This window comes from Mesorhizobium sp. M7A.F.Ca.ET.027.03.2.1, from assembly GCF_003999175.1.
GTDB lineage: Bacteria > Pseudomonadota > Alphaproteobacteria > Rhizobiales > Rhizobiaceae > Mesorhizobium.
In genome coordinates this window covers 1-13388 of sequence record NZ_RZOM01000035.1, presented here as the reverse complement: position 1 = coordinate 13388, position 13388 = coordinate 1, and the positions used below count along the sequence as shown (strand labels likewise).

The 13388-nt window shown below is 59.1% G+C and carries 11 protein-coding genes and 6 pseudogenes; 6 read left to right on the top strand and 11 right to left on the bottom strand.

Going from position 1 to position 13388, the window contains the following annotated elements; translation table 11 throughout:
* The 3 genes and pseudogenes from EN750_RS03210 to EN750_RS40400 all read right to left on the bottom strand — a co-directional run.
* The coding region (locus tag EN750_RS03210; RefSeq protein ID WP_148669939.1) for an FAD-dependent oxidoreductase at positions 1-525 on the bottom strand (525 nt) is incomplete at its 3' end.
* Positions 526-566: 41 nt separating this feature from the next.
* Positions 567-730, bottom strand: a pseudogene (locus tag EN750_RS03205) (thioredoxin domain-containing protein); the annotation flags it as partial.
* A 275-nt stretch (positions 731-1005) separates the two neighbouring features.
* Positions 1006-1191: pseudogene (locus tag EN750_RS40400) on the bottom strand (pyridoxal-phosphate dependent enzyme); the annotation flags it as partial.
* Between EN750_RS40400 and EN750_RS03195 the strand changes: the two are divergent.
* Positions 1106-2059: a TauD/TfdA family dioxygenase gene (locus tag EN750_RS03195; RefSeq protein ID WP_024504271.1), complete on the top strand. Its 954-nt coding sequence runs from the start codon at positions 1106-1108 to the stop codon at positions 2057-2059. The pseudogene EN750_RS40400 and the gene EN750_RS03195 sit on opposite strands and share 86 nt — an antisense overlap.
* A 594-nt stretch (positions 2060-2653) precedes the next feature.
* Here EN750_RS03195 and EN750_RS39280 read toward each other — a convergent pair.
* The gene (locus EN750_RS39280) at positions 2654-2923 is read right to left on the bottom strand and encodes a hypothetical protein (protein ID WP_024504272.1); all 270 of its coding nucleotides are present in this window, start codon (positions 2921-2923) and stop codon (positions 2654-2656) included.
* A 993-nt stretch (positions 2924-3916) separates the two neighbouring features.
* Between EN750_RS39280 and EN750_RS03185 the strand changes: the two are divergent.
* Positions 3917-4063, top strand: a pseudogene (locus tag EN750_RS03185) (multicopper oxidase domain-containing protein); the annotation flags it as partial.
* 104 nt (positions 4064-4167) lie between these two features.
* Here the strand turns inward: EN750_RS03185 and EN750_RS40395 are convergent.
* A pseudogene (locus EN750_RS40395) lies at positions 4168-4296 on the bottom strand (LysR family transcriptional regulator); the annotation flags it as partial.
* 370 nt (positions 4297-4666) lie between these two features.
* On the opposite strand from EN750_RS40395, the gene EN750_RS03180 reads away from it, so the two are divergent.
* The 4 genes and pseudogenes from EN750_RS03180 (at position 4667) to EN750_RS03165 (ending at position 9112) form a co-directional block, all read left to right on the top strand.
* The gene (locus EN750_RS03180; protein WP_029356603.1) at positions 4667-4948 is read left to right on the top strand and encodes an acyl carrier protein; all 282 of its coding nucleotides are present in this window, start codon (positions 4667-4669) and stop codon (positions 4946-4948) included.
* Positions 4949-6157, top strand: coding sequence for a beta-ketoacyl-[acyl-carrier-protein] synthase family protein (locus EN750_RS03175; RefSeq protein ID WP_127276661.1), 1209 nt, complete (start codon positions 4949-4951; stop codon positions 6155-6157).
* A 762-nt stretch (positions 6158-6919) separates the two neighbouring features.
* Positions 6920-7963: pseudogene (nifA, locus tag EN750_RS03170) on the top strand (nif-specific transcriptional activator NifA); the annotation flags it as partial.
* A 582-nt stretch (positions 7964-8545) separates the two neighbouring features.
* Positions 8546-9112 carry a sugar O-acetyltransferase gene (locus EN750_RS03165; protein ID WP_024505228.1) on the top strand — a complete coding sequence of 189 codons (567 nt, stop codon included), beginning with the start codon at positions 8546-8548 and terminating at the stop codon, positions 9110-9112.
* Between the two features lie 307 nt (positions 9113-9419).
* Here the strand turns inward: EN750_RS03165 and EN750_RS03160 are convergent, their stop codons facing one another.
* The 6 genes and pseudogenes from EN750_RS03160 to EN750_RS39870 form a co-directional block, all read right to left on the bottom strand.
* The gene (locus EN750_RS03160; protein ID WP_024505229.1) at positions 9420-10313 is read right to left on the bottom strand and encodes an SIR2 family protein; all 894 of its coding nucleotides are present in this window, start codon (positions 10311-10313) and stop codon (positions 9420-9422) included.
* Between the two features lie 34 nt (positions 10314-10347).
* Positions 10348-10560, bottom strand: coding sequence for a putative nitrogen fixation protein NifT (gene nifT, locus EN750_RS03155; protein WP_024505230.1), 213 nt, complete (start codon positions 10558-10560; stop codon positions 10348-10350).
* A complete protein-coding gene (locus EN750_RS03150) occupies positions 10557-10877 on the bottom strand; it encodes a nitrogen fixation protein NifZ (RefSeq protein WP_024505231.1) in 321 nt (106 codons plus the stop codon). The genes nifT and EN750_RS03150 overlap by 4 nt, the downstream gene beginning before the upstream one ends.
* A gap of 85 nt (positions 10878-10962) precedes the next feature.
* Complete coding sequence (locus EN750_RS03145; protein WP_024505232.1) at positions 10963-11157, bottom strand: 4Fe-4S binding protein; 195 nt, start codon at positions 11155-11157, stop codon at positions 10963-10965.
* Positions 11158-11186: 29 nt separating this feature from the next.
* Complete coding sequence (gene nifB / locus EN750_RS03140; RefSeq protein ID WP_024505233.1) at positions 11187-12668, bottom strand: nitrogenase cofactor biosynthesis protein NifB; 1482 nt, start codon at positions 12666-12668, stop codon at positions 11187-11189.
* A 273-nt stretch (positions 12669-12941) separates the two neighbouring features.
* Positions 12942-13045: pseudogene (locus tag EN750_RS39870) on the bottom strand (helix-turn-helix domain-containing protein); the annotation flags it as partial.
* Positions 13046-13388: the final 343 nt, after the last annotated feature.

Below are 13388 nucleotides of genomic sequence, written 5' to 3'. Positions count from 1 at the left end.
CTCATAGACATGGACGTCGTGGCCGGCGCGGCCGAGCTGCTGGGCAGCCGACATGCCGGCCGGGCCGGAGCCGATGACGGCGACGCGCTTGCCGGTCTTCTTCTCCGGCGGATAGGGCCTGATATGGCCGGTCTCGTAAGCCTTGTCGGCGATCGCCTGCTCGACCGTCTTGATGGCGACGGGAATGTCCTCGAGGTTCAGCGTGCAGGCTTCCTCGCAAGGTGCGGGGCAGATGCGGCCGGTGAATTCCGGGAAATTGTTGGTCGAATGCAGGTTGCGGATCGCATTGTCCCAGTCGCCATTGTAGACGAGGTCGTTCCAGTCCGGGATCTGGTTGTGGATGGGACAGCCCGTTGGCCCGTGGCAGAACGGAATGCCGCAATCCATGCAGCGCGCGGCCTGTTTCTCGACCTCCTTGTCCGACATCGGCAGCGTGAATTCACGGAAATGCCGGATGCGGTCGGAGGCCGGCTGGTACTTGTGCACCTGCCGGTCGATTTCGAGAAAGCCTGTTACCTTGCCCATAGTCCAGCTCCTGCTGTCCAGATGGCGCGCCTGGCGACGCCCTGCAGCTGGATCAGATGGGGCATCCCGTCCACACATGGGCCGCACCAAGTTGCCCAAAATTCGACTATGTACACTTGCCGGGCTCAAAGCTCGTGAGGGGCTCGCCATGCAGCCAGTTCTCGACTCTAATCGAAGGAGCCGGGGACTCCATCTGCAATACCACGTTGCGGTCCAAAGCTATTTCCAAAGGTTTCTGCACGAGCTGGTTTCCTCTCAGAGACGGCACACGGGTTCAGGGAGGAGCGCATCGCTCGTCTTGCCCCATTAAGTGCAGTCACAGTCACTCAGTCTCAAAAGCCATGCCAACGCGCTCAGCGCGCAGTTAGCGCCCATTGCTTCGAAAAACCTCGTCAGTGCCCAGATGTTGGTTGTAATGAACCTGACATTTGTCTGACGCTGTCAGCTTTTGGACACGCGATCACGCGCTTCGTGCCGCCAGGCCAGGCCGAGCCCTGTGTTGCCAGCGGTCGCTTCGATGATTGTACCGCCCGGCGCGAGCTGGCCACGCTGTTCGGCATTAACGATCATCGACAACGCAATGCGATCCTTGATCGATCCGCCGGGATTTTGGCTTTCGAGCTTGACGAAGAGAATTCCTGACTCCGACGTTGTACCGCTGACCAGCCGTGTTGGAGCTGAAATCAGAGGAGTTCGCCTTGGTGGAGACCTTTCGGACGCAGCGATAGCAGCCATCAACCAGCTTCTTCTAAAACACAAGGTGATCTTCTTCCGCGGCCAGGAGCATCTCGACGATGCGGAGCAGGAATTGTTCGCGCGGCGTCTGGGTAACCTTGTACCTCATCCCACGCAGGGGCCGGCAGCCGGCACGGCCTCAATCCTCAATCTCGATTCCGGCCGTGGCGGTGGCAGGGCAGACCAGTGGCATACCGATGTGACTTTCGTCGATGCCTATCCGAAATTCTCGGTCCTACGTGGCGTCGTCATTCCGGCGGCGGGGGGCGACACGATCTGGTCCAACACGCACGCCGCGTACGAGAATCTGCCGGCGCCGCTCAAAATATTGGCGGACAATCTGTGGGCTATTCATAGCAATGCCTACGACTACGCAGCCGTGCGCCCGCGCGCCACAGCCGAAGAGAAGAAGCACTTCGAGGAAGTTTTCACATCGACGATCTACGAGACCGAGCATCCGGTCGTGCGCGTCCATCCGGAAACCGGGGAGAAGTCGCTGCTGCTCGGCAATTTCGTGCAGCGCCTCGTCGGCCTTTCCAAGAGCGATTCCGCCAAACTCTACGAGGTGTTCCAGTCCTACGTCACTGCCCCGGAAAATACCGTGCGGTGGCGCTGGCAAGTAGGCGACGTCGCTATCTGGGACAACCGTGCTAACCAGCATTATGCGGTCAACGACTATGGCGACCAGCACCGGGTTGTGCGTCGCGCTACGGTTGACGGTGACGTTCCGATCGGCGTCGACGGTCGCCGCAGTATAACCCATGTCAAGGCAGCCAAGCCGGCGGCGAAGGCAGCCTGACCGTCTGAACAGGGTAAAGATGAAAACTTCGTATCGCCGCGGCCATATCGCGCTGCTTAACCGCCCCACAAAGCCTTATGATTTCCGAGAAGCAAGGCGAGTTGCGGGCTCGAGGCTTGGCCCGAAATCGAGGTCCTGCAGCGTGGCGCATGGCTCGAGTCGCTGCTCGTGGCCCCGCTGCAGCGGTACAGGTCCCCCACCGCCCCACCATCTCGCCCGCCCTGCACCTCGGATAGCGATCATTCACCGTTTGTTCATTATGATAGCGCACGATCATAACTGGACATGCTGGTAGCTCGTACATGCCTGAAGGCCCTGCGCGCCGACCCAGCGCCGGGGCCTTTTTACTTCCGCAAAATCGATTCCAGCAACGCGGGCACTTCGCAGGATGTCGGAATCCCGCGCTTGCGATGATACGCCGTACAGCGAATTGCGCGAGTCAAACGAATTTGGGTTTCTCAAATATAGAATCGTCGATACCGATCCTGATGGATCGAGCCTCGACGACGAAGTCAACCATCTTCAAACGGAATTATTCAACATTGCCGAGAGCTCCCGGTGTGCCGTCGAAGCCGACATTGGGGAGGTCAGCGGTCACCAACGATCATGGTGATCGCCAGCATCTTTCGTATTCACATAACCGTCGGCCTTGTACTTTCCCGAGGCCATGACATGAGTGGGTCTTCCAAGCACCGATTTGGCCCGGTAGGATTTGCAGGGGGCGCGGACAAGCGGATGAACAAACGGAATGATGCCGGAAAACTGCGCGCGCCTGCTGGGATTTAGCCGACCGTCGATAGGAACATAGCCCTGGTCGACGGCTTTCTGAAGGGCAAGAGTTTCGCCGACCTGGCTCAGGAACATGGCTTGTCGACAACGAGGGTGCGCCAAATCATCGAGAAGACCGATCGGCTCGTGGGCGGCGCATTCAGACCAAGACTGAAACGTCCAACGCCTCGCCTCGGTCCGATTTCATGGTCGACTATCCCTATGTGTGCAAATGGCCGAGAAGCACCGGCTGGGTAGCGTCACGCCGCATCATTCTTTGCGGAGCTGGAGCGCGCGGGATCGCTGGAGCGGCTGGTGAAAGCGGTTGCCGGGGCGCACAACACGTGAGCTGGCGCCTCGTGTGGCAAAAGGAGAGGGCGAGAGCCCATGGCCTGCAATGAAGCGATCAAGCATTGCGATCGTGGAACCAAGCTAGTCGACCATCCGGACCGCGGCCTTCAATGCCAGCTCGCCTTGGAATCGGCCTTCCAGGAATTGGCTGAGCGCGCAGCGGAATCCGGCTGGACCGAGGAGATAGCCACGCGCTCCTCGAACTCGCCGGCGCGCGCCTCAGGAGCGACTCCGCCAATGACAGACTGAGAGGACGATTAATCGTGCCAGGGCAACGAGAGAGCGGCAGGTTCAAGAAGCTTCGCCTGAACCGATAGGAACGTCGCTGCGCCAATAAAATTGGCGGTGAAGGCTGACCGCGGCCGAGTCGGGCAAGCGAGCGAAGTGCTGAAATAAGGGCGTGAGAATCCAAGACATCGTTTGTAGAGAGCATCGAGCTTCGCGAGATTGTGGTACAGGATCGACCGCAGGTGTTCTCGCAGCGCTCGCAGAACCCGGGATTCTTCCGCGGCACCCGCCAAGGCGAAGAACGGTCAGAGTTGCACGATAACGTTTAAAAGCGAGCCTTCCTCCGAAAGTCTGCGCGCGCAGTTCCACGGTCCGATGCGCTTTCATAGCTATTCCAATCGCCGCGCCCATCCTCTCCCGGATCAGGTCCAGCGGGTCTGCAGTGCATGCGCCCCCAAAGTGGACGCCATTGGGCCGGGTGAACCGGGCTCGATTGCGCGCCGAAGGCCCGTTCCAGGCCCGGAAATCCGGGTCCGTCAGGGCGAGCGCGTGCGGGTCGAGGTAGAGAACGGCCTTGCCGAGAAAACGACCGTGCACTGGCATCGCGTGCGTGTGCCACATGCCATGGATGGCGTGCCTCACCTCACGCAGAAGCCCGCGAAAAGGCAACGGAAGATCTAGCATTTATGGGGGAAATGTTTTTTCGGAGTGCTTGACCCGCAGGAAGGGCAGGGCATGACTGCCTATCGCCCGACCCGGCCGGCCGCACTCATGACCGGCTGGGCTCGGTTAATCCTGCATGCCGCGCCCATGAGGTTGCGCTCTGTCGGGAGTGCGTCGAGCACAACGACGAGATGTAGTTCACGATCTTTGAAACGCGTGTCAACCATCCAAAGTGTGGATGCCTTTCATCGAAACAAACGATTTCATCAATGTTCTGGAATCCTGCATGGGCAGAACAGAAACCGCCCGAAAGGAGATTTTTCATGCGCTCTACCGGGCAGTGGAGTGCTGGGAAAGGGAGTTGCAACTGACCGGGTCCGACTTCTTCCGAGTCTATGGACAGACTGGGAGACGCGCACGGTGTAGCGGCTCACATCGTCATACTGCACCTACGCCACACACCGGCCGGACCTGATCCGGCTTTATGAGCATTGGGCTTTGTCAGTTGCCCAAGCGTGATGGCTTTCGCGACGCGGCGCGCCTCAGGAACTGAGCCGCGTCCAGGTCGAAACGCGGGAAAGAAAGACAGGAAACAGAATGGCCGATCAATTCGCAACGGACGTCATTGCCCTGATCAAGAAACGCGCCGAGTCGGAGAGCGGTGAGGGAATGCCTGCGTCATTCGTCGGCGAGATAACAATCGCCACGGAACTGGACGCGCTCGGGTTTGATTCGCTGGGTTTGGCGGACGTCCTCTGGGATGTGGAGCAGGCCTACGGCATCAAGATCGACATGAACACGGCCGATGCCTGGTCCAATCTCAAGAATGTCGGCGACGTCGTGGAAGCCGTCCGCGGCTTGCTTGCGAAGGAGGCTTGAATGGACAGGCGCGTCGTTATCACCGGAGTGGGCGGCCTGTGCGGACTGGGCACCGACGCCGCCTCTATGTGGAAAGAGATGCGCGAAGGCCGCTCCGCCATCGGCCCGATCGCCAATTCCGAGCTTCATGACCTGGAGGGCATGACCGGCGCTGAGATCAAGGCGCTGCCCCAGCACGACATCAATCGCAAGCAGTTCGTCTCCATGGCCCGCTTCAGCTTGCTCGCCGTGCTTGCAGCGCGCGAAGCCATGCGGCAGGCCGGACTTTCCTGCGACGAGGGGAATGCCCATCGCTTCGGCGCGACAGTGGGCGTCGGCGGCTTGGGCTGGGATGTGATGGAGGAAACTTACCGGGCCCTCCTTTTGGACGGCGCGAGGCGAGTTGGCATCCTCGCTGTACCCAAAACGATGCCAAGCGCCGCCGCCGGCCAGGTGAGCTTGAGCCTCGGCTTGCGCGGGCCGGTCTTCGGGGTGACCTCCGCATGTGCCTCGGCCAACCATGCGATCGCCTCGGCGGTGGACCAGATCAAGCTGGGCCGGGCCGACGTAATGGTTTCCGGAGGCAGCGACGCACCCTTCGCATGGGGCGTGCTGAAAGCATGGGAAGCAATGCGCGTGCTTTCACCCGATACCTGCCGGCCCTTCTCCGCCGATAGGAAGGGCCTGGTGCTGGGCGAGGGTGCGGGCATGGCCGTGCTGGAAAGCTACGAGCATGCCACGAGGCGTGGTGCCACAATTCTTGCCGAGATCGCCGGCGTCGGCCTTTCCGCCGATGCCTTCCACATTGCCGCGCCATCTGTCGAGGGGCCAGCGTCGGCGATGCGCGCCTGCCTTGCCGATGCCGGGCTGAATGCCGAGGACGTCGACTACCTCAACGCGCACGGCACCGGTACCAAAAGCAATGATCAGACTGAAACGGCGGCGATCAAGCGTGTGTTTGGAAACCACGCTTATTTGATGTCCATCTCTTCCACCAAGTCCACGCACGCGCATTGCCTCGGCGCAGCGAGCGCGCTTGAAATGATCGCCTGCGTGATGGCAATCCAAGAGGACGTCGTGCCGCCGACCGCCAACTATCGCGAGCCAGATCCCGCTTGCGACCTCGACATCACACCCAATGTGCCGCGCGAGCGCAAGGTGCGCGTCGCCATGAGCAACGCCTTCGCCATGGGCGGTACGAACGCAGTTCTGGCATTCAGGCAGGTGTAGAAGCCATGCAAGACGCCTCATTTGAGGTCACCTGTCGTATCTAGCTGCTTGAGGGGCGGGGCATTGTGATACAGGGAGAGCTGTGGGGTCCCTCCTTCTCGGCCTCGACGATGTGGAAGGAGCCTGTGCGGCGAAACGGGCTAGACGCCCCCAGGCCCAGAACTTGGGCGAAACCAACTCCCACCAAAGGACAGCCGGTTTAGTAGCCGAACAATGAAACCTCGCTCGACGAGCCGCCGTCTCTACTGTCTCCGGCCTCACGCGGTTGAAGCGAACAGCGCAGCAGCTACTGTTCCGCACAACTCGGATGGCAATTGGGACAAGTCCGCACATGTCGTCACGTACGCTGAACGCCGCAGGTACAGCCAAACTGGGGCGGGGCGTTTCTGCCGTTTTGATAGAATTCTATCAAACTGACAATTTTCCTTGCATAAATGCAAGGAGAGCTCGGTTGACTCCCCTCCTTTCTTGTCAAGGATGAGTTTGCAGGCTGCGGTGCGGCAGAAGCCGGACAGAACAGCGACCGGTCGAGTAAAGGCCTGCGCAAACCGCATATTGCGAGCGCCCGCGCGGAGGAAGACGCTCGTCCTGGTGAAAGGCAACGATGCTCAGGCGCCATTGCCATTTGCCGAGGGCGTCCGCGCGCCGAAAATTTCGAAGCAACAAAGGTGAGATCGAGAATGATGATGACGAAATACAACACAGCTCACCGTCCAGTGCAGTTCTACCGGCGGGTGGCGGAGTGGGATGGGCTGCCAAATGGAACGTAAAAAGATCAGCAAGGAGATGCTTGGCGATAGTCAGGCGCTGCGCAAGCTGCGTGAGCACCTTGTCAAGGTGGCCAAGGCGAAGACTACGGTCCTGTTGCGAGGTGAATCCGGAACCGGTAAGGAGCTGGTTGCCAAAGCCATTCACGAGCTCTCGCCTCGCGCCAAGCAGCCCTTCATCAAGGTCAATTGCGCGGCGCTCACCGAGACGCTTCTGGAATCTGACTTGTTCGGTCATGAGAAGGGTGCCTTCACCGACGCGAGCAGTTTGCGCAAGGGGCGCTTTGAGGCTGCCGACAAAGGCACATTGTTTCTGGACGAGATTGGCGAAATATCAGGTTCGTTCCAGGCTAAGCTGCTGCGTGTCCTGCAGGAGCAGGAGTTTGAGCGCGTCGGCAGCAACCACACCATTAAAGTTGATGTTCGCGTGATTGCCGCAACGAACAGGGACTTGGAAACGGCAGTTCAACGCAAGGAGTTCCGGCAAGACCTCTATTATCGCATCAACGTCGTCACTTTACGCGTGCCGGCATTGCGCGAAAGGCGAGGTGATATTCCGCTCTTGGCCGCTCAGTTTCTCAAGAATTTCAATACTGAGAATGATCACACGCTGACCTTCGCTCCCGAAGCGATTGAGGTGCTAATGAACTGCGAATTTCCAGGCAACATCCGAGAGCTCGAAAACTGCGTTCAACGGACGGCAGTTCTGGCGACGGGTCCATCAATCCTCAGAACTGACTTTGCCTGTTACGCGGATCAGTGCTTGGCCGCGGCGCTGTGGAAGAACGGACCGCCGACGTCAGAGAAGTCGACTACGATCCAGCCTTCCGCCGCCTGTGCCGCCCCGCCCGTCGGCGACGGGCAAGCGCCGATAGGCCCTGCCACGAGTCGTGGTAGGGTGCCCGATGCCGATACGGTCATTGCTGCCATGGAAAAGTGTGGCTGGGTGCAGGCAAAGGCGGCGCGCCTGCTCGGTTTGACCCCGCGCCAGATCGGCTACGTGCTGAGAAAACGCGGTATCGAGATCAAGCGTCTCTGAAACAACCCGCCGAGCAAGAGCTGGAGCAGGTCAAGCATTGGTGCTCTGGCGAGCCCATCGGCCAGGCTTACGAAGTGGGTGTGAACAGCGCTGCCAAGATTCCGGCCGTGTGCTTTCTACCACGTAGTCATACTGGGGCTCTGCGACTGACAAACTAAAAAGGAGTAATCCTATGGCTAGTAACTTCGCTCTACACCGCAAGGCAAATCAATTCGACGTGCCTGGATCCAGAAATAATCGATGTATTATTGGTGACACGCCAGCATGCGTAGAGGCGACGCGCAGATCTCCGCTGGCGGGACCTGGTCGATACATTAGCTGATGGCTTACCGCTCGATATCACGCAATCTGAGATGGGCATGAAAGTGAGTTCGACCGCTGGACAGTTGCCGACCTCGTCAGGTATTGGCCCCTGCGACCGGTTGATCTGCGATATCCAAATTCGCGGAAGTTGGTCGAGACGAAACTGTCGCCCCGGCTCGTGACCGACCGCGCGCCCGGCAAGACCGAGTTACAAAGTTGCCGAGGCAGTTTGATGTGCGTTCCTGCATCACTGTACGGGACACGACCTGACGGGAGACTATGATGCGTAGCCAAAAAGAAAAGATGCTCGCAGGCGAGTTTTACAATGCGGCGGATCCGGAGATCCAAGCTGACCTGTTGGCCACCGGGGCTTGGCTCAAGCGGTACAATGATACGCTGGGGCAGACCACGGGGCATTGGCATGAGCTTTTGTCCGAGCGGCTGGGAGAGGTTGGGCGCGGAACGGTCATCCGTCCGCCCTTTTTTTGCGACTACGGATTCAATATCCGCATTGGAGCCAATGCCTACATCAACTTCAACTGCGTTATTCTTGACGTGGTAGAGGTCAAAATCGGGCAAGGAACGGCAATTGGGCCTGCTGTGCAGATTTATACCGCCGATCATCCACATGATGCCGAGCAGCGGCAGGCCGGCCTGCAGGTCGGGCGTCCTGTTCACATTGGCAGCCGTGTCTGGATCGGCGGTGGAGCAATCATTCTGCCTGGCGTCACGATTGGTGATAATGCAGTGGTAGGCGCTGGCTGCGTGGTCACACGAGATGTTCCCGCCGGGGCAAAGGTAGTGGGAATTCCTGCTCGCGTGGCCGACCCACATAAACAGGCATAATCAACCTCGTTGACCCTGGAGGTGCATGCGAACTGTCGAAACTGTGCCGAATTTTTGTCGAAGCCATTGAGCGCTGCATATGTTGTCGCGACTCGGGCGCTTCAGTTCTTTTGCCACGGGGGTCACAAGATCATGTGCGTAATGCCGCCGCAACGTGCTCACGTCCCGCAGCAGCGGACCCTTTCACATCGCCCAACGAATTCAGAGCCTACGTTGTGCTGCCACTAGCATTACTACTCACGAATGTATTCCCAACTGAGTTTTCGCCCTTGGAGGCAAGCAGCGACTCACCAGCAATCGCCGGCCATTAATCCTGGCTAGCATCGACCCCGACGAGGCGAGCCGCGGCGTTGCGGATCGGCATGTCGATGACCGTGATTGCGCCTTCGGCAAGGAAACGACGTTCGTTTCTGGTCAGCGTAGCCGAATCGATCACCGCAAAATGTGGGCCAGTGGAGCGCTTCATCAGCTGTCTGGCATATGTGCGCAGCATCTGATCGTTGAAGCGGCAGCCCACGAAGAAAAAACCCCGGTTGACGCGCCGTTGCTTCACCGCGTCCGGGATCGGCGTCTGGATATCAATTTCGGTTAGGACTTCGACGTAATCGGAATCAGCCACGAGGAAGTTTGCCGCCGGCCTGACGCTGCCGTGCGGCGCATAGAGCACCGTCCTAGCCACTTGTTCGGCCTCGAGTTCTGTTCCTGACAAATCGTAAGTTCTCGTCCAGATGTTACCGATTCCGGTCGCGCGCGTCGTTCCTTGTATCTCGACAACGTCTGTTTGGCCGGCCTCTGCAAGGGCTGCTCGCATGGCGCCATCGTACCAGCTGTCGATGATGACAGACAGTTGAAGGGTTGCGAGCCAGGCGTGAAGAACGGTCGGCTCGGCGGGGGCTGCGAATATCTCCGCCATCCACGCTTGGAGAGTCCGACGATGTCGGCGCTGCTCGATAAACTGCGCGACCGACCACATATTGGTGCGAATCCTGGAAGGGGCAGGCGCCCGCTTGTTGAGGGCCGCGGCGACATCTTCAGGGGTGCAAGGTACAGGTGATTCCGGTGGGTTAAGCTGCAGAAGACCAGGACCGAGATAGGGGATCACTCGATCGGCCTTGAGAGCGCCGTTCAGCAGGTCAATCAGTTTTTTGGCAAAACTGCCCCGGACGACGACGAGATGGTCCCAGCTCAGCATCGTGTTCATACGCGTTTCCTCTCCGCCACTGAACCCACCGGCATCAGGCCCCGTCGGAAATCTTCATCGCCTCGACGGTGATCGGCAAACGCGTGTCGCGCGGAAGGTCGGGCAGCATGAGCCGCCAACCGTTCCTGAGCGTCACGGTCCCGCCCCATAAGTCAGCGTTCTCAATCTCGGTGATCGGCTCTTCGAGATCCTTCTTGGGGACATAAGCCGACAAGCCAGTAGCGGTCCTGCGAATCATTACTTTCATCCGGCTGTTCCCCCGTTGGAAATGCCTTCAGCTCCGCAGGGAACCTCGACTTTGTCGAGGCTAATGAGTTCGCGCGCTCGCATGCCGACGACCGTGCCACGATCGATCCATTCGACCGCATAGATGAAGAATTGCTGGAGAAAGGTTCCAATGTCGCGCACGTAGCCTTCGTCGCCCTTCCGCACGAGGTTTTCGCCGATCTCCTTGCCGGGATAGGTGCCGTCGTTTTTTATGTGGCGTATCGCACGGACCCGCTCACCCTGCATGAACCGTGGCGGTCTGCCGATTTCGACCTCCTGTTCGCGTCTGGACCACATGCTGTCCATTCCTTTCTCGAGGCTTTTGTTGTGGTCGCGGGTTGCAGGCGTCGTCGTGCGGCGAACCCGACCGTTTCGGTAGGAATCAAGCGGGAACGCAGGTTTTCGGTACCGGACAGACCGACACGCATTGCTGCGTATCGAAGGCCTCCTTGCATTCGGTGCACTTGTTTGGATCGATCACATAGGCGTCGCCCTTGAACTTGATCGCTTCCGAAGGACATTCGAACTCGCAGGCCCCGCATTGGGTACATTGGGATGCGATGATCTTTAAAGCCATTCTAACTCCTGGTTATCGGACGAGACGGCTCAGGCCGTCGCCGCTAGTGGTCTGATCCCAAACTCTGCCGCGTAAAGTGCGCTGACTGCGGTCTCGATGTAGTCATGGCCATAGGCGTCGGTTACGCGCAGTCCAGCTCGCGAGAGTTGTTCCTTCGGGCGATTTCCGATCTTGGCGCATAGCACTATGTGTATGCCTTCGAGCGCTGCGATGACGCCCTCGAGGATGGCGTCTTCGCCCCCGCCTCCGAGGCAATACCGCTCGACCTTCCGATGCCCGACCAAGCTGATCCCTCTAGGCGAGACTTCATAAACCTGGAATTCCTTCGCGTGGCCGAAGTGTTCGTTGACCCGTCCACCTCCCTTAGTGGCCACCGCAACCAGAAGCGACTTTTCGGAGTCTGTTGCCTTGACCATACCGATGGCCTCGCTCCTCGCCGCCTCATGATCACGGCGCTCGTGTGCGACCACCTGCCGATAGGCCTGACGCTTGCCAGCATCGTAGGCGACATCGTCGGGAATCCCGTCCAGCGTGAATTCCTGGCCACGATCTTCACCGAGCAGGCCGACAGCATCTGCCCGGCACTGCCGGCAGTGGCGCATCAACTTGGCGCCACCTTCAAGTCGATCCTGAAGAGCCATCATCTCCATTGCCGTTGGGCCGCGCTGCCCGATGAGTCCGTAGTGGGTACCGTGCGCCGGGTCCGAAATCAGAGGCATCACGTTGTGCAGAAACGCGCCCCGCTCCCTGACCATTTTGTTCACCTCAAACAGGTGCTGGTCGTTCACTCCAGGAATCATCACCGAGTTGATTTTGGTGAGGATGCCGCGCGCGCTCAGCATCTCCAGGCCCAGCATCTGCCGCGCGTGCAAGATTCGAGCGGCTTCGATGCCGAAGTAGCGGCGATTTTCATAAAAGATCCATGGATAGATCTTCGCGCCGACTTCCGGGTCGACCATGTTGATGGTGACCGTCACGTGATCAACATTCATTTCGGCAAGCTCGGCGACATGGTCCGGCAGCACGAGCCCATTAGTGGAGACGCACAGCTTTATGTCGGGGATTTCCCTGATGACGCGGTCGAGCGTTGCCTTCGTTTTCTCCCAATCGTAACAGGCATCCCCCGGCCCAGCGATGCCAAGAACCGAAAGCTGCGGAACTTTGTTGGCAACGGCGATGACCTTGCGTAGCGCTTGGTCGGGCGTCAACTTCTCAGACACAACACCAGGCCGGCTCTCGTTGGCGCAATCGTATTTGCGATTGCAATAGTTGCACTGGACATTGCAAGCCGGCGCGACCGCCACATGCATACGCGCGAAATAATGATGCGCTTCCTCCGAAAAGCAGGGGTGATCCTTGATCCTTTCCCAAATAGCCGGATCCCCTTCGCCCGGGCTGGTCGGCGACGAGCCGTAGGAGGACGATGCGCAGCCACCGGATTTCGCGGCTGCCAGAAAACCCTCGGATGTCGTGCTAGTCGGCCCCTCAATCGAAACTGTCGGTGAGGACATCAAACGGCTCCGTTGCTGGTAACGTCGCGGTTCAAGGTGCAAGAGCCATACCAACTGAAAAAAGCGGCTTCAGTTCACTATTCGGGTCGATATCGCATTGTGTCAGGCCGGCGCGACACAATTTTGTCCTGCTTGCGACAGTGCAAGTCCAAATCCGTTCAGAAGCACGAAGCACTCCTTGTCGCGCACAGGGCGCGCAAGACCACTGGCCTGACGATTGGCTCATCAGGCTCTTAGAATTTCCTTCACCTCGATACTATGCCGGCGTATCGCCTAGCCGACTTGTCGCAGCTTGAGGCCGAGAATTCGAGCCGCATTAGCCTGAACCCAGCCGGCCTTCTCCATTGTGTCGATCAGCCGTCACGCTCCGTCCGCCGCGGTCTCAGCCCCCGTCCGGCCGTATCGTTAGAATCGCAAGTGGCTATCTCGTGTTCAGGGGGCGCCGATGCGCCGAACCGGCATCGTGCTGGCCCGTGAGAGCTCGTCGATGACATTGCCACGTTCCGAAAGATTGGTTCCTTCCAGAGGAGAACGCCAAGCACGCAGTTCTCCGGCTCGGACGTTGCCGGGGAAATAGCATTGCGAGATCAGCTCAACTGCCGACGGCGCAAAGCCATGGTTCTCCATATTTCAAGGGTAAGCGCTGTGTCCTTCCAGGAGGACCCGCGATCTGTGGGCCTGCCGATTCTGAGGTGGATCGGAGATCGGCTTGTGTCTGAA